The 16,504-nt window shown below is 61.9% G+C and carries 12 protein-coding genes; 8 read left to right on the top strand and 4 right to left on the bottom strand.

Features of this window, described 5'->3' with window-relative positions:
* Positions 1-117 precede the first annotated feature (117 nt).
* Positions 118-909, top strand: coding sequence for a hypothetical protein (locus KRX51_RS04330; RefSeq protein ID WP_218361719.1), 792 nt, complete (start codon positions 118-120; stop codon positions 907-909).
* Here the strand turns inward: KRX51_RS04330 and ilvD are convergent.
* The 3 genes from ilvD to KRX51_RS10285 form a co-directional block, all read right to left on the bottom strand.
* Positions 906-2,750, bottom strand: coding sequence for a dihydroxy-acid dehydratase (gene ilvD, locus KRX51_RS04335; protein ID WP_218361720.1), 1,845 nt, complete (start codon positions 2,748-2,750; stop codon positions 906-908). The genes KRX51_RS04330 and ilvD overlap by 4 nt on opposite strands.
* Before the next feature lie 128 nt (positions 2,751-2,878).
* Positions 2,879-3,457, bottom strand: coding sequence for a PH domain-containing protein (locus tag KRX51_RS04340; RefSeq protein WP_218361721.1), 579 nt, complete (start codon positions 3,455-3,457; stop codon positions 2,879-2,881).
* A 44-nt stretch (positions 3,458-3,501) separates the two neighbouring features.
* Entirely contained in the window at positions 3,502-5,166 is a 1,665-nt protein-coding gene (locus KRX51_RS10285; RefSeq protein WP_218361722.1) for a mechanosensitive ion channel family protein, read from the bottom strand.
* A gap of 351 nt (positions 5,167-5,517) precedes the next feature.
* On the opposite strand from KRX51_RS10285, the gene KRX51_RS04350 reads away from it, so the two are divergent.
* The 7 genes from KRX51_RS04350 to KRX51_RS04380 all read left to right on the top strand — a co-directional run bounded on the left by KRX51_RS04350 (position 5,518) and on the right by KRX51_RS04380 (position 15,377).
* A complete protein-coding gene (locus KRX51_RS04350) occupies positions 5,518-7,422 on the top strand; it encodes an acetolactate synthase large subunit (protein WP_218361723.1) in 1,905 nt (634 codons plus the stop codon).
* Positions 7,423-7,449: 27 nt separating this feature from the next.
* Entirely contained in the window at positions 7,450-7,956 is a 507-nt protein-coding gene (gene ilvN, locus KRX51_RS04355) for an acetolactate synthase small subunit (protein ID WP_218361724.1), read from the top strand.
* A 61-nt stretch (positions 7,957-8,017) separates the two neighbouring features.
* The gene (ilvC, locus tag KRX51_RS04360) at positions 8,018-9,031 is read left to right on the top strand and encodes a ketol-acid reductoisomerase (RefSeq protein ID WP_218361725.1); all 1,014 of its coding nucleotides are present in this window, start codon (positions 8,018-8,020) and stop codon (positions 9,029-9,031) included.
* Between the two features lie 331 nt (positions 9,032-9,362).
* Positions 9,363-11,054, top strand: coding sequence for a hypothetical protein (locus KRX51_RS04365; protein WP_370625017.1), 1,692 nt, complete (start codon positions 9,363-9,365; stop codon positions 11,052-11,054).
* Positions 11,055-11,257: 203 nt separating this feature from the next.
* Positions 11,258-12,853 (top strand): phosphoglycerate dehydrogenase, encoded by a 1,596-nt coding sequence (gene serA, locus KRX51_RS04370; protein WP_218361727.1) that lies wholly within the window; start codon positions 11,258-11,260, stop codon positions 12,851-12,853.
* A 252-nt stretch (positions 12,854-13,105) separates the two neighbouring features.
* Positions 13,106-14,494 (top strand): MmgE/PrpD family protein, encoded by a 1,389-nt coding sequence (locus tag KRX51_RS04375; protein ID WP_218361728.1) that lies wholly within the window; start codon positions 13,106-13,108, stop codon positions 14,492-14,494.
* 49 nt (positions 14,495-14,543) lie between these two features.
* A complete protein-coding gene (locus KRX51_RS04380) occupies positions 14,544-15,377 on the top strand; it encodes a phosphosulfolactate synthase (protein WP_218361730.1) in 834 nt (277 codons plus the stop codon).
* A gap of 85 nt (positions 15,378-15,462) precedes the next feature.
* Here the strand turns inward: KRX51_RS04380 and KRX51_RS04385 are convergent, their stop codons facing one another.
* A complete protein-coding gene (locus KRX51_RS04385) occupies positions 15,463-16,497 on the bottom strand; it encodes a 3-isopropylmalate dehydrogenase (RefSeq protein WP_218361732.1) in 1,035 nt (344 codons plus the stop codon).
* Positions 16,498-16,504: the final 7 nt, after the last annotated feature.

A 16,504-nucleotide genomic window follows, 5' to 3' on the forward strand; every position in this document is an offset into this window, starting at 1 on the left:
GTATGCCGCCCGTATGCCAGTAGGTATGCGGGCGGCGTCGTGTATCTAGGATAAACGGGGTGGGGTATGGCACACTAAGGCCGCACTATCCCCGAGGAAAATAGAGACAATTTGCTGATGTGGAAGCCACCTGTACGCACTTTTATTGTTGCGCTCACTGTCTTCGGCTGCGCCCTTACCGGCGCCATTACACCAGCACCAGCCCGGGCAGTGCCGCTGCCGAACCTGGATCAGGCCGGCAATCTTCGCGCCCCCGCGCAGACCCAGATCACGGTGGCCTATTTTCCAGCGGGGCTGCGCGTAGGCACCGCGAACCAGCACGAGCCGCGCCCGGGTTTGTCGATGGTCAAGCTCTATATTGGCCACTACATTGTGCGTGAAGGCAATGCCCTGGATATTCCGGCTGTGCGTCAGATGATTCGCGCCTCCGATGACCAGATCGCCACCCGCCTGTATAAGAAGTACCCGCAGTCCATTAAGCGCATTGCTGAGGACTACGGGCTGAGCGACACCAAGGCCGGTGCCTCGTGGGGAGTCTCCCGCACCTCGTCTTATGACCTGGTGACCTTTTTGCTGCGCCTGCAGTTAGAAGATCCCGCCGGTCCGGTGCTTGACGCGATGCGCAACCCCTACCCGGTGGCTGCGGACGGGTACCCGCAGAATTTCGGTACCGCCACTTTGCCTGGGGTAACCGGCACGAAACTGGGCTGGTCTAATGACCGGGTTTCGCATCACGCCTCGGCGTCGATCGGCCCGGGTTTTGTTGTCGCCGCCGAAACTCGGGGCACCCGCGAGGCGCACACTAATGATGTGCGCAACGCGTTTATCACTATCGACTCGGTGTCCGGTTCGGCGCCGATCCCGCAGTTGCCGGGATCGGCTGAGGTGCCGATCCCGGGACTGGGCTAGTCGACGATCCGGACAGCGCCCTTATCCGCAGATGAGGCCATCTTCGCGTATGCCCGCAGGGCCTTCGTTACCCGACGCGGGCGCTTGGTGTGCGGAGTAAACGGGTGCTCGCGGGCGAGCTCTTCGGCGCGGCGGCGCTCTAGTTCCTCATCGGAAACCTGCAGTTCCAGCTTGCGCTCACCGACGTCGATATAGACCGGGTCGCCATCGCGGACCAGGCCAATGGCGCCACCGGCGGCGGCTTCGGGGGAGACGTGACCAATGGAAAGGCCAGAGGAACCGCCGGAGAACCGGCCATCGGTGACCAAGGCGCATACCGGGCCGAGGCCAGAGCCCTTAATGAACGCGGTGGGGTGCAGCATTTCCTGCATACCGGGCCCGCCAGCGGGGCCTTCGTAGAGCACGAACAGAACCTCACCGGGCTGTAGCTTTTTCTTCAGAATCGCCGAGACAGCCTGCTCTTGGCTTTCCACCACACGGGCGGTGCCTTCGAAGTGGAACTGTTCCTCGCTGATTCCGGCGGTCTTCAAAATCGCGCCATCGCGGGCAATATTGCCGCGCAGCACACATAGTCCGCCTTCGGCGGTGTAGGCATGCTCAATATCGCGGATACAGCCCTCGGCGGCGTCGGTATCCAGGCTTTCCCACCGGTTGTGGGTGGAGAACGGCTCGGTGGTGCGCACGCCACCAGGGGCGGCGTAGAACAGCTCGGAGGCTTCCGCGCAGGCCGAGCCGCCGCGGATATCCCACTTTTCGAGATGCTCGATAAGGCTGGGGGAGTGCACCGAATGCACGGATTCATTGAGCAGGCCGCCGCGGTGCAGTTCACCGAGGATAGCGGGGATACCGCCGGCGCGGTGGACGTGCTCCATGTAGTAATCGGAGTTCGGCGCGACCTTGGATAGACATGGCACACCACGGGAGATGCGGTCGATGTCTTGCAAGTCGAAGTCGACTTCGCCTTCCTGTGCGGCGGCGAGGATATGCAGCACCGTGTTGGTGGAGCCGCCCATAGCCACATCGAGGGCCATTGCATTTTCGAAGGCCTCGCGGGTGGCGATATTGCGCGGCAGGACCGAGTCGTCACCGTCGTCGTAGTGTCGCTTGGCGATATCGACGATCAGTTTGCCGGCGCGGGTGAACAGGTCCCGGCGGGCATAGTGGGTGGCCAGGGTGGAACCATTGCCCGGCAGCGACAGGCCGAGGGCCTCGGTGAGGCAGTTCATCGAGTTTGCGGTGAACATGCCGGAGCAGGAACCGCAGGTGGGGCAGGCGGAGCGCTCAATATCGAGCAGCTGGTTATTGTTGACGCGGTCGTTGGCGGAGGCCGAAATGGCCGAAACCAGGTCGGAACCGGCTTTGACGACGCCGTCGACGACGACGGAAGAACCTGATTCCATCGGGCCGCCGGAGACGAAGACCACCGGGATATTTAGCCGCATGGCCGCGTTGAGCATGCCCGGGGTGATCTTGTCGCAGTTGGAGATACACACCAGGGCGTCGGCGGTATGGGCGTTGACCATGTATTCGACAGAGTCAGCGATGATCTCACGGGAGGGCAGTGAGTAGAGCATGCCGTCGTGGCCCATGGCGATGCCGTCGTCGACGGCGATGGTGTTGAATTCGCGGGCGATGCCCCCGGCTTCGGCGACGGCTTCGGCGACGATATCGCCGACATTTTTCAGGTGCACGTGGCCGGGGACGAATTGGGTATAGGAATTCGCGATGGCGATGATCGGTTTGCCGAAGTCATCGTCGGTCATACCAGTAGCGCGCCATAGTGAACGCGCACCGGCGGCATTGCGCCCAGAGGTGGTGACTTTGGAACGAAGGGGAATCATGGGTGGCTTTCGTTGTGCGTTCGTGCGTGCTTTCACTGGCTCAGTGGAGCATTGCAGCACTATACCGTGAATCCCACTTGATGGGCGAACGTGTCCACATTGTGGGATGGGGCTGGTGGTGGGTAGTGCTACTCGCCGTTACGGGGGATTTCGGTGGTCTTAACCTCAAAGGTCGGAATATTCTTATCCTCGACCTCCTTGCGTGGGCGCAGCTCAGAACGGCCATCGCTGTGATGAATCTCGACCATGTCATCGCGGGCAGCGATACCAGCCGACAGAGCATCGGGGATGCGGCCGCCAGTAGCTTCGGATAATGACGGCAAAGAGTTAAAGCTGATTGCCGGCATCCGGAACCGCTCGGCCTTATCTGCGTCATTGCCGTCTTTAGCTACTGCGTAGGCCATTCCGCTCTTGCTGAACAACACGCCGCGGAAGTCTGACCAGGGCAGGAAATGGCGCTTCCCAAATAGTGGAACAGCGGTGATTCCACGCTGGTCAATGGTGGTGCGGACTCGGTGAATCCACACCACATACAGCAGCGGGAAGATGAGAGTCCACCAGAAGTAGGTCATGGAAAAACCCATGCCGATGATGACCATCAACAGCAGGAAGCCCACGCCGAGGTAATGCGTGCGCTGGGGGCGGAAACAACCACCCGGAATGGTAGTGGTGCCGCGGTGGTTCGCATCACTGGATTCGGAGCTCATGGGAGTCCATCGTAGTCGCCAGTGATGCGCACGCCGCCCTCGGCCTACTGGGTGTTGCCGCCGCCAGCACCGGCGTCGCCATCGCCAGCGCCGCCGCCACTACCGCCCGAGGTCGCCCCAGGGCCATCACCGCCGCCATAGCCGCCGGCATTATCGCCATTGCCGCCGTCGCCAAAGCCGGGCAGAACCCCATCCTGATTACCGGAATTATTCGACTGCGGTGCCTGCTCATTGGGGTCAGTGCGGTCGTTATTCCACTGGTTCTGATTGCCCCGGTCCGGCTGGTTCTGATTCACCGCGCCGTTTTCGCCGTTTTGTTCTTCGTTTTCTTCCTCATGCTCGGTAAAACGGCTCGGCGCCAACCAACCAGACGGGCTATCTGAGTCCTCACTGGGCTCGATGGTGGCCAAATTCAGCAACCCCAGCACCGCAAGGGTCACCAGCATGACGACGGTAGAGGGGCGGGCGCGGCCACCCGCAGAAAGAATCTCCCGGGTCTTCTGGCGCCACGACTGCTTCTTGGGCTTGTCATCGTTCGCGGCAGCCTTATTGGAGCCATCGTCCTCGTGGACCTGGTCATCATCGGACACCGCACTGTCATCGGCGTCGACCGCCTTCGTCGGCAAGCCCGGGGCAGCATCAGGATTATTGCCCCAACCGGAGCCTTCCTCCTCGGTGGCGGCAGTCTCGGCGGCATGGGTGGCCGCGGCGGTAGCACCAGCGCCAGCGGCGAAGCTAGCGATCCCAGCGCCGGAAGAATCAGCAGTGTCACTGGACATAGAAGGATCGGAGCTGCCGAAGGTGGTGGCATTGCTCCTTGCCGCGCCAGCGTCGGAAAGCTGATCGGGGCTGCCCAGAGCATTGGCCTCAGCGCGCTCACCATAAGCATGCCACCACGTATCAATGATCGCGGCACGAACCGCGCGTTCAATAAGCCACTGATCTCCTGGGTCACAGTCGACCATCACGCGCATCGTTACCGTCCACGGCTGACCCAGTGTGGTGGGCTGCTCGATACCAGTCGAGGACTGGATGCGGGCGGCAGAGCGGACATGGTCGCGCACATTGTCAGCCTCAATGGCCTTCTGGGCGGCAGCGAGAGTCTGCTTCTCCAATTCGGTGATGGACCCACCTGCGGTAATCGGCACCGGAGCCTCAATGACTGCGCGCGACCAGCGAGACGACGAGTTAATCGCCATCCGGGCCTCGCCATTGGGGATATTGATCTCTTGGCCGTTGATAGTGCGGATCGTCGTCGCACGCAGCGTCAAGTCCACAACATTGCCCTCGACCATGCCCGAGGGGGTGTAGAAGGCCACCCAGTCACCCACGCCGTACTGGCGCTCCAAGATGATGAACACACCACCGAGGAGGTCATTGACCAAACCCTGGGCGCCAAAACCAAGGGCAGCGGAAATGATGGTTGCGGGCACAACAGCTGCGCCGAGCGAAATGCCAATTGCCGACAGCAAGCTCAGGCCCACCACAAAGTAGGCGACCATCTCGATGACATAGACGATGGCGCCCACCAGGGCCCTACGGCCCTTATTTTCTTCCTCATCATCGCTGAGATTGCGGGTAGCAATGAGGAGGATGAAGCGGCGGATTCTTGGGATCAGGACCAGCACAGTGATGAGCGCGGCGATAGTGATGCCGCGGTCGGCGACCCAGGACCAGGTCCGCATCAACAGGTAGAGCAGAAATTCCATGGCCGCCACGGTAGGCCTTGTGCGGTGGTGGTGCCAGAGGCACAGCCAGTGGCGCTAAGAGCGGCTGTGGTGGCCGATAAGGCGTTACTGGACACAGACACGCCCGTACCAACCAGTGGGATTGACTTCTCACTATGTGGACGAATACGATTTGCGCTGTGCACCAGATCCACCAGATTCCGGTAGCCGCCACCAGCCACTAGAGCAATTCACCAGCACCAATGCTCGTCGCCCCGCCCAGCACCATGGAAACCCAGGGGCGTCGTCCGTGGTCGAAAACAGGAAAACTACAGTGAAACCTGGTAGGCCTGGCCGACCTGAACAACGAAACCAACATCAGGAGCGCACGACGTGACCGCCGCCCCCAACTCCAGTCCCACGCCCGCGACCGTGGCAGCACATGCCAACCGCACCCCGGTAGAGCGCATTACCGGCGCTAAGGCCATTGTGCGCAGCCTCGAAGAGCTCGGCGCGGACGTCGTATTCGGCATCCCCGGCGGCGCCATTCTGCCCCTCTACGACCCGCTGTACGACAGCGAAAAAGTCCGGCACGTCCTGGTCCGCCACGAACAAGGCGCAGGACACGCAGCCACCGGCTACGCCCAGGTCTCCGGCAAGGTCGGCGTGTGCATTGCCACCTCCGGGCCTGGCGCAACCAACCTGGTCACGCCGCTGGCCGACGCGAATATGGACTCCGTGCCCGTGGTTGCCATCACCGGCCAGGTCGGCTGCCAGCTCCTTGGTTCCGACGCCTTCCAGGAAGCCGATATCCGCGGTGTGACCCTGCCGGTGACCAAGCACAACTTCATGGTCACCAACGCCGAAGACATCCCGAAAACCATCGCAGAGGCCTTCCACCTCGCCGCCACCGGCCGCCCCGGCGCCGTGCTCGTCGACGTGCCCAAGGACCTGCAAAACACCGAGATCGACTTCTCCTGGCCGCCCAATATCAACCTGCCCGGCTACCGCCCCGTCACCACCCCGCACTCCCGCCAGATCGACGAGGCCGTGCGCCTCATCTCCGACGCCAAGCGACCGGTGCTCTACGTCGGCGGCGGTGTCATCAAGGCCGACGCCTCCGCGGAACTGCTCGCCTTCGCCGAACACACCGATGTTCCCGTCGTCACCACACTGATGGCCCGCGGCGCCTTCCCGGACTCGCACCGCCTGCACATGGGCATGCCCGGTATGCACGGCGACGTCTCCGCGGTGGCCGCGCTGCAAAAAGCCGACCTTCTGATCACCATCGGCGCCCGCTTCGACGACCGCGTCACCGGCCAGCTGTCCACCTTCGCACCCGACGCCCAGGTCATCCACGCTGATATCGACCCGGCCGAAATCGGCAAGATCCGCGAAGCCCAGGTCCCCATCGTCGGCGATGCCCGCGAAGTGCTCACCGCACTGCTGGACACCTACCGCGCCAAAGACCTGCCCGCCCCGAAGATGGGCTCCTGGTACCAAGAACTCGATAGTTTGCGCTCCCGGTTCCCGCTGGGTTGGGATGAACAGTCCGATGGCTCCTTGTCGCCGCAGTTCGTCATCAAAACCCTGTCCGATATCGTCGGTACCGATGGCATCTACGTCGCTGGCGTCGGCCAGCACCAGATGTGGGCCGCCCAGTTCGTCCAGTACGACAAGCCCCGGACCTGGCTCAACTCCGGTGGCCTAGGCACGATGGGCTACTCCGTGCCCGCCGCCATGGGTGCTAAAGCCGCAGCCCCCGAAAAGGAAGTCTGGGCCATCGACGGCGATGGTTGCTTCCAGATGACCAACCAGGAACTCACCACCTGCGCGGTGGAAGGATTCCCGATCAAGGTTGCCCTGATCAATAACGGCAACCTCGGCATGGTGCGCCAGTGGCAGACCCTGTTCTACGAAAAGCGCTACTCCAACACCAAGCTGCGCCCGGCCGATAACTCATTCGTGCCCGACTTTGTGCAGCTCTCCGAGGGACTTGGCTGTGTTTCCATCCGAGTCACCAAGGAAGAGGAAGTTATCCCAGCCATCCAGAAGGCACGCGAAATCAACGACCGCCCCGTGGTGATCGACTTCATCGTCGGAGAAGACGCCCAGGTGTGGCCGATGGTCGCCGCCGGTAAATCCAACGATGAGATCGAATCGGCCCGGGGCCTGCGCCCGCTGTTCGACGACGAAATCTCGGCAGGGGAGCCCCCGGCTGAGATCAACGAGACCATCGACCAGCGCGGCGAAGACAACGCCCTCGACGCCGACCACCCGACCATCCAGGGCCGCTAAGCGAGCCTAGGAAAAGAGGAAGCAACCATGGCTGAAATGCACACTCTCTCCGTGCTCACCCTCGATGAGCCGGGCATCCTAGTCCGCATCGCCGGCATGTTCACCCGCCGCGGATTTTCGATCCAGTCCATCACCTCCGGCCAGACCGAGGTCGAAGGCATCAACCGGATCACCCTGGTGGTAGAGACCGAAGACTTGCCGATCGAACAGATCACCAAGCAGCTCAATAAGCTTGTGCCGATCATCAAGGTCGTGCGCATGCCCGAAGAGCAGCTGGTCTCACGCGCCTTGTTGATGGTCAAGGTCTCCGCCGATAACTCCAACCGGCCCCAGGTCGTCGATGCCGCGAAGCTCTTCCGCGCCCGCGTCGTCGACGTCGGGCCTGAGTCGGTGGTCATCGAAGCCACTGGGCAGCCCTCGAAGCTGCAGGCGCTGCTGGAGGTCCTCGAGCCCTTCGGTATCCGCGAGTTGGTGCAGTCCGGCGTAGTCGCGGTCGCCCGCGGCCCCAAGCCGATGCTCACCAGCCGGCCCTAACCGTCGGTAAGCTCTACCGCACATACACAACTGTTACACCCCGAAAGGCGAATTACTACACATGGCTATTGAACTGTTCTACGACGATGACGCCGACCTCAGCATTATCCAGGGTCGCAAGGTTGCCGTGCTTGGCTACGGCTCCCAGGGCCACGCGCACGCCCAGAACCTGCGCGACTCCGGCGTGGAGGTTGTCATCGGCCTGCGTGAAGGCTCCAAGTCCGCTGCTAAGGCCGAAGAAGCCGGCTTTGAGGTGAAGACCAACGCCGAGGCCACCGCATGGGCGGACGTCATCATGATCCTGGTGCCGGACACCACCCAGGCCACCGTGTACGCCGAGGAGATCGCCCCGAACCTCAATGATGGCGACACCATCCTCTTCGGCCACGGCCTGAACATCCACTTCGACCTGATTAAGCCGGCCGACAACATCACCGTCGGCATGATCGCCCCGAAGGGCCCCGGCCACCTGGTGCGCCGCCAGTTCGTCGACGGCAAGGGCGTGCCCTGCCTCATCGCCGTCGACCAGGACCCCAAGGGCGAAGGCCGCGACCTGTGCCTGTCCTACGCCGCAGCTATCGGTGGCGCCCGCGCCGGCGTTATCCCGACCACCTTCGAAGCAGAGACCGTCACCGACCTCTTCGGTGAGCAGGCCGTGCTCTGTGGCGGCACCGAGGAACTGGTCAAGACCGGTTTCGAGGTCCTCGTCGAGGCCGGTTACGAGCCCGAAATGGCCTACTTCGAGTGCCTGCATGAGCTCAAGCTCATCGTTGACCTCATGTTCGAGGGCGGCATCGGCAACATGAATTACTCGGTGTCCGACACCGCTGAGTTCGGTGGCTACCTCTCCGGCCCGCGCGTGATCAACGCCGACACCAAGCAGCGCATGCGGGACATCCTGTCTGACATTCAGGATGGTTCCTTCACCAAGCGCCTTATCGCCAACGTTGAGGGCGGCAACAAGGAACTCGAGGAGCTGCGTGCCTCCTACAACTCCCACCAGATTGAGGAAACTGGCGCCAAGCTGCGTGACCTCATGAGCTGGGTCAAGAACCCGCTGGATGCCACTGCCTAAACAGTAAGCATTACCGTCGCGTCAAAGCCCCGTGCAGCACATACATGTTGCTGCACGGGGCTCACGCGATCGTGACAACAGGTGCTGAGCTGGATTCCCGTGGCCGCGGTGTCTGTTGACGCAGTGGGATATGGCGGCGGGTTTGTAGCCTGCCAGCCCGGGTGAAGCTGGACTCATGCTTCGCTGAATGCCGCTCACAAAGTTCGCCAAGCCGGGCCGTATAATCGCCTACATACCTTGTTCTCGTTTACCGAAAGGTCTACCTCACGTGACCCGGTCTGCCTTACCCACGTCCACTCTCCGTCACCATGCTCGTCGGTGGGTCGCAGTTGTGGCCAGCGTTGCTCTTGCCTGCGGCCTCGTCGCTTGCGGTGATTCACAGGAGGGAGTCGGCATTAAGAGTGCCGAACCCCCCGCTGACCCGACGGTTGTCGAAACCGAGATCGACGCTGCTGATTCCCTCGTCGATAATGCCGATACCGTCGTGGTCTCAGCCATGGGCCCCAAAACTGAACGCCGCGCTGCCGCGATCGCTGTTGCCGTTGGCGCCCCGATGCTTGTGGTGCGCACCGCGGACAACCAGAAGCGCATCGATAACGCCCGTGCTGAAGGCGGGTCGCTCGCCTTCCAAGATGATGTTGAGCAGGCCCGACAGCAGGCTGCGGAGGAAAGCTACTGGGCTCAGGCCACCTCCGGCTCTCCCGCAGATGAGGTGAGTGCTGAACTGGAACGGCTCAAGCCCTCCCACGTCGTTTTAGTGGGCGAGACCGACTTCGACGCCAGCGCCGAAGGCCGCACCGTTATTACCGACGCCGGCAATGCCCAGGCCTTTGCGAATATCACCGGCCGGGAAGTTAAGGGCGTCCCCGAGGGGGAGCGCTACCCGGCCAAGGCCATCGCTGCGATGGACCGCAAAGAGCCCACCGCTCCCGACCTGGAGGTCAGTGCCACTGACACCAAGGAAGTCGAGCTTCCTGAGATGAAGGGCTCGGGCGATGATGACATGGTTATCCTCGCCGCACCTGGCTCTCCGCTGGGCGCTATCGCCACTGCCCGCGCAGCTGGTCATGATGTGCTGTACTTGCCGGCGGCTGACCCCCGTGCGACCGATGACTCCATCTCTGCGATCCGCGATGGCCGCGAAGTTGTGGGCCTCGGCTCCGTGTTTGGGGATAACGAGAAGCTGGCCAAGCTCTCCAAGATCGCCGGTAATAAGGACGTCGCCAAGCTGAATTTGGCTGGTGGTGGCCAGGTGTTGTTCCCGGGTCGGCGCATGGTGGCGCTGTATGGACACCCGGGCGCCCCGGCAATGGGCGTGATGGGTGAGGAGACCCCGAAGGAAGCCATCGAGGACGTGAAGAAGCGCGTCGTGGAGTACGCCAAGTACACCGATGAGCCCGTGGTGCCGATGTTTGAGATCATCGCCTCTGTTGCCCAGGCAGATCCCGGCTCGGATGGCACCTACTCGGTGACCGCCCCGGCGAAGGACCTCGAGCCCTATATTGATGCCATCACCGATGCTGGTGGTTATGTTGTGCTGGACCTGCAGCCGGGCAACGCTAAGTTCCTCGACCAGGCGAAGTTCTACGAGGATCTGCTCAAGCGCCCCAATGTCGGCTTGGCATTGGATGCGGAGTGGAAGATGGAGCCCGGGGTGGCGCCGGCCACTGAGGTTGGTCATGTCACTGCTGATGAGGTCAACGAGGTCGCTGACTGGTTGGCGAATCTGACCCGTGAGAACAATCTGCCGCAGAAGATGCTGATGCTGCACCAGTTCCAGCTGCAGATGATTCGTGACCGGGAGAAGATCGACACCTCCCATCCGGAGCTGTCCATCGTGTTGCATGCCGACGGTCATGGCACCCCGGGCCAGAAGCTGGAGACCTGGAATGTGATGAAGCAGGACCTGCAGCCGGATATCTTCTTGGCGTGGAAGAACTTCATTGATGAAGATCAGCCGATGTTTACCCCCGAGCAGACCGCCCAGATCGATCCCACCCCGTGGGTGGTGACCTACCAGTAACTGCTGGCTAGGCCTACCGCGCTCCGGCTGAATGCTATTCAGCCCCGGAGCGCGGTTTTTTATTGTTCGAATGCGCCGATCTGGGGGAGGGGTTGCGGGATATGATGGTGCTGTTCCACGTCACCGAGCCGGCGTGGTCCCGCTCCTGCCGACGCGGTCGTGCCTGCAGGGGCGGTCATCAATTGCATTGACAGGAGTTGCTTGTGAGCAATAACGCTCGCCCGGTCGTCCTCATCGCCGACAAGTTGGCGCAGTCCACCGTGGACGCGCTGGGAGATTCTGTGGAGGTGCGCTGGGTCGACGGACCTAACCGCCCCGAGCTGCTCGCCGCTGTAGGCGAAGCTGATGCCCTGCTGGTCCGCTCTGCGACCACCGTGGACGCCGAAGTTCTCGAAGCCGCCCCGAACTTGAAGATCGTTGGCCGTGCTGGTGTCGGCCTGGACAATGTCGACATCGATACCGCCACCAAGCGCGGTGTGATGGTCGCCAACGCCCCGACCTCCAATATCCACTCGGCCTGTGAGCACGCCATTGCGTTGCTGCTGTCCACCGCCCGCCAGATTCCGGCTGCCGACGCCACTTTGCGCGATGCGGAATGGAAGCGCTCGTCGTTCAAGGGCACCGAGATTTTCGGTAAGACCATCGGCATTGTCGGTTTCGGCCATATTGGTCAGCTCTTTGCCCACCGCCTGGCTTCCTTCGAGACCACCATCGTGGCCTACGACCCGTACGCTAACCCCGCGCGGGCAGCTCAGATGGGTGTGCAGCTTGTCGAGCTCGACGAGCTGATGGAGCGTTCTGACTTCGTCACCATCCACCTGCCGAAGACCAAGGAAACCGCCGGCATGTTCAATGCCGAGCTGTTGGCTAAGTCCAAGAAGGGCCAGATCATCATCAATGCCGCCCGTGGTGGTCTTGTTGATGAGGCAGCGCTTGCCGACGCTATCCGCAACGGTCAGATCCGTGGCGCCGGTTTCGACGTGTACTCCTCCGAGCCGTGCACCGATTCGCCGCTGTTCGAGCTCGACGAGGTTGTTGTCACTCCGCACCTGGGTGCTTCGACCGCTGAGGCCCAGGACCGTGCCGGTACCGATGTTGCTAAGTCGGTGCTGTTGGCCCTGGCTGGCGAGTTTGTCCCGGATGCCGTCAATGTCACCGGTGGCGCTGTGGGCGAAGAGGTCGCACTCTGGCTGGAACTTGCCCGCGAGTTGGGTCTGGTTGCTGCCGGTTTGCTTGATGGCGCCCCGACCTCTGTTGAGGTCACCGCACGTGGCGAGCTGTCTACTGAGGATGTTGACATCCTGGGTCTGGCTGCTGCTCGTGGCCTGTTCGCCACCATGGTTGATGAGCCGGTTACCTTCGTCAACGCCCCGGCCATTGCTGAGGAGCGCGGCATTGAGGTTTCGGTGTCCACCAACTCCGAGTCTGTGACTCACCGCAGTGCCCTCGAGGTCACGATTATTGCTGCTGATGGTTCCAAGGCCACCGTCGTTGGTGCCCTGACCGGCCTGCAGCGGGTCGAGAAGATCGTGCGCATTAATGGCCGTGGCCTGGATATGCGTGCTGCTGGCCGCAACCTCATCATGACCTACCCGGATAAGCCCGGTGCCCTGGGTCGTATTGCTGGTCACCTCGGTGAGGCAGGCATCAATATTGAGGCCGCTGCGCTGTCCCCGGAGACCGATGGCAGCCACGCCATTATTGTGTTGCGTGTCGACGCTGAGGTCCCCGCCGAGCTGCGTGAGCGCATCGCCGATGCCATCGAAGCATCGAAGATTCTGCAGATCGAGCTCGACTAGGGTCGCGCTCTAGCGCATATGAACCCGCTAGGTGCCGGTGGAGAACCGGTGCTTAGCGGGTTTTGTGCGTTGTTATTGGGTTAGTGGGGGTGAACGGTGGGGTCCTATTGCCTCATTTCCCCAGGAGGTACTGAAAACACCGTTGACAGTGATCCGCCAATCCCTACCCTTGCGAGGTAAGCCTAAACTTACCTAGGCGGGGTTTGAAGGCCCATGCACGGCCTGAGGCGGCTCCGCCGGACGGGATCACACATGACCTCAGCACAGCGCACCGAAGTTCAGCAGATGGCTGATTTCGCTGTCAGCGCCAACCTTGACGACATGTCCAGCGAGGCCCTGGAGCAGCTCAAGATTCGTGTCCTGGACACCATCGGCGTCGCTATCGGCGCACTTGATTCGGATGTTATCCAGGCGATCCGTTCGCTTAACGACGATCTCGGCGGCAACCCCGCCGCCACCCTCATCGGCGGCGGCAAGGCACCAGCCCCGATGGCTGCTTTCCATAACTCTGCTGCTAGCCGATACCTGGACTTTATGGACGCCTACCTGGCCAAGGGGGAGACCAACCACCCCACGGACAATATGGGTGCAGTCCTGGCGGCCGCAGAAATCGCCGGCGCGTCCGGCCGGGATTTTCTTACCGCCTTCGCCGTGGCTTACCAGATCCACACCCGCCTGTCGGATGTTGCTCCGGTTCGCGCCCACGGTTTCGACCACACCACCCAGGGCGCTTTCGCCGCGGGTGCGTCGGCGGCGCTGGCGATGGGTCTCAACGCAGACCAGATCGCTAATGCCGCCGCGATGACCGGTACCGCCAATGTCGCGTTGCGTGTCACCCGCACCGGCAATCTCTCCCATTGGAAGGCCCTGGCGTACCCGCATGTGTCCAAGGAAGGCATGTTCTACGCCATGTTTGCTTCCAAGGGCATGACCGGCCCCGAGGAAGTCTTTGAAGGCAATAAGGGCTTCAAGGCTCTCGCCGGTGATTATGAGCTGGATTGGTCTGCGGAAGACCTTGAGTCGGTCAAGCGCTCCATCATCAAGAAGTACAACGCCGAGATTCACTCGCAGTCTGCGCTGGAGGCCGCAGCTGATATCCGCAGCCGCGAGGGCTTCGACGTCACCAAGATCAAGGAAGTGCGTCTGACCACCTTCGATGTCGCCTACTCCATTATCGGTGGCGGCGAAGAGGGCGATAAGCGCAATATCCGCACCAAGGAAGAAGCAGACCACTCCTTGCCGTGGATGGTCGCTGCAATGCTGCTCGACGGGGAACTCAACCCGGCGCAGTACGCCCCGGAGCGCATCGTCGCCGACGATGTGCAGAGCCTGATGAACAAGGTGGTCATCACCCCGGATGACGGTTTCTCCGACCGTTTCCCGCAGGAGATGCCGTCCGACCTCACCGTCGTGCTCGAAGACGGCACAGAGTTCAACGCCGTCGAATCTGCCTACGACGGCTTCCACTCCCAGCCGCTGGACTGGGACGGCGCTGTTGCCAAGTTCACCGACCTGGCAACCCCGTTCGCCGACCAGAACCTGCGCGACCAGATCTGCGAGGTCGTGCACAAGCTCGACGAGGTCGCCGAGATCTCCGAGCTGACCGAACTACTCGGTCGTGTCAGCACCACGCGCAGCTAAGCGCAACGACCCACCACACACCACGTTTTCCTGGAAAGGACCTTTTCACATGAGTAACGAGATCGACTTCGACGTTTCCTTCAACTTTGTTCCCCGCGCCAAGCGCCCGGCCAAGCCCCGCAAGTTCGGTATGACCGAGATCCGCGCGCCGTACTACAACACCTTCGGCACCCGCCACCTGCAGGATGTCTTCGACGTCGCCGGCCAGTGGGTGGATGGCATTAAGTGGGCAGGCGGTTCGTTCTCCCTGGTCCCCAAGGAGCAGGTCCGTAAGTTCTCTGACATCGCCCACGAAAACGACGCCTACGTTTCCTCCGGCGGCTGGATCGAAACCGTCCTGCGCTACGGCGACGATGCTGTGGACCAGTACCTGAAGGAAGCCAAGGAGGTCGGATTCGACGTCATCGAGATCTCCACCGGCTTCATCATGCTGCCCACCTCTGGTCTGGAGCGCCTGGTGGAGAAGGTTGTCAAGGCCGGTCTGAAAGCTAAGCCGGAACTGGGTATCCAGATTGGTTCCGGCGGTGACTCCTCTGAAGAGGAGCTGGCCGCAGAGTCCGCCAAGGACGTCGGAGACCTGGTTGACCGCGGCAAGCGCGCCCTCGATGCTGGTGCCTCGATCATCATGATTGAGTCTGAGGGCATCACCGAAAACGTTCGTGAGTGGAATACCGGTGCCGCCGCTTCCATCATCAACGGCCTGGGCCTGGAGAACGTCATGTTCGAGGCCGCCGATGGCCCGGTCTTCGAGTGGTACATCAAGAACTACGGCAATGAGTGCAACCTGTTCGTTGACCACTCCCAGATCCTCCAGCTCGAGGGTCTGCGCCAGAACGTCTGGGGTAATAAGTCCACTTGGGGCCGCGTCATCAACCCGAGCTAACACCTCAGCCGGATTTCTCCTTTAGCCACCACAAACACCCGGTCGCCTCCGCTATGGCAGGCGACCGGGTGTTTGTCGTTGGTAGCTAGTTTTGCTTGACAGCAGCAGCGATCCGGTCGCCGACCTCGGTGGTACGGATCGGGGTGTCCCCACGCTGGGCCACATCGGCTTCCACCGCGGCCTCGATACGCTCAGCATCGGCGGCGCGGCCCACATGGCGCAGCATCATCGCAGCGGACAAAATAGCGGCAGTCGGGTCAGCAATGCCCTGGCCAGCAATATCGGGAGCCGAGCCGTGGACGGGTTCAAACATGGACGGGTTGGTGCCGGATGCATCAATGCAGCCCGAAGCAGCAAGGCCAATGCCGCCGGCAACCGCACCGGCCTCATCGGTGATGATGTCGCCAAAGAGGTTGTCGGTGACAATGACATCGAAACGCGAAGGATCGGTGACCATGTAGATAGTCGCCGCATCAATATGGCAGTAGGAGACCTCGACCTCGGGGTACTCGGTGGCGACCTCGTCAACAGTGCGCTGCCACAGGCCACCGCCGTGGACCAGCACATTGGTCTTATGCACCAAGGTGAGTTTCTTATCCCGAGTCATGGCCAACTCGAAGGCATAACGGACCACGCGCTCAGCACCGAAGCGGGTATTCACGCTGGTCTCATTAGCGACTTCCTGCGGCGTACCGACGCGGATAGCGCCACCATTGCCGGTATAGGCGCCCTCAGTGCCTTCGCGGACGACAACGAAGTCAATATCGCCGGGGTTGCGCAGCGGGGAGCTCACTCCCTGGTACAGCTTGGACGGGCGCAGATTGACGTGGTGATCCAGGGCGAAACGCATCTTCAGCAGCAGGCCGCGTTCCAGGATTCCCGGGGCGACGCGGGCTGGGTCTCCGATAGCACCGAGCAGAATGGCATCATGCTCGCGGAGACTGTCGAGGTCAGCGTCGGTAAGCAGCTCGCCATTGCGGGTATAGCGGCGGGAGCCGAGATCGTATTCGGTGGAGTCGAACTCGCCGATGGTTGCGCGCAGAACCTTCAGCGCTTCGGTGGTGACTTCGGTACCGATGCCGTCACCGGGAATGACAGCGATCTTGAGCGCTTCACTCATATCGTGG

It is taken from the genome of Corynebacterium sp. TAE3-ERU12 (genome assembly GCF_019209905.1).
Lineage (GTDB): Bacteria > Actinomycetota > Actinomycetes > Mycobacteriales > Mycobacteriaceae > Corynebacterium.

Bases quoted from the DNA above. Each gene is read 5' to 3' on its own strand.
- KRX51_RS04330 (WP_218361719.1), top strand. From the start codon at position 118: ATGTGGAAGCCACCTGTACGCACTTTTATTGTTGCGCTCACTGTCTTC.
- ilvD (WP_218361720.1), bottom strand. From the start codon at position 2,750: ATGATTCCCCTTCGTTCCAAAGTCACCACCTCTGGGCGCAATGCCGCC.
- KRX51_RS04340 (WP_218361721.1), bottom strand. From the start codon at position 3,457: ATGAGCTCCGAATCCAGTGATGCGAACCACCGCGGCACCACTACCATT.
- KRX51_RS10285 (WP_218361722.1), bottom strand. From the start codon at position 5,166: ATGGAATTTCTGCTCTACCTGTTGATGCGGACCTGGTCCTGGGTCGCC.
- ilvN (WP_218361724.1), top strand. From the start codon at position 7,450: ATGGCTGAAATGCACACTCTCTCCGTGCTCACCCTCGATGAGCCGGGC.
- ilvC (WP_218361725.1), top strand. From the start codon at position 8,018: ATGGCTATTGAACTGTTCTACGACGATGACGCCGACCTCAGCATTATC.
- KRX51_RS04375 (WP_218361728.1), top strand. From the start codon at position 13,106: ATGACCTCAGCACAGCGCACCGAAGTTCAGCAGATGGCTGATTTCGCT.
- KRX51_RS04380 (WP_218361730.1), top strand. From the start codon at position 14,544: ATGAGTAACGAGATCGACTTCGACGTTTCCTTCAACTTTGTTCCCCGC.
- KRX51_RS04385 (WP_218361732.1), bottom strand. From the start codon at position 16,497: ATGAGTGAAGCGCTCAAGATCGCTGTCATTCCCGGTGACGGCATCGGT.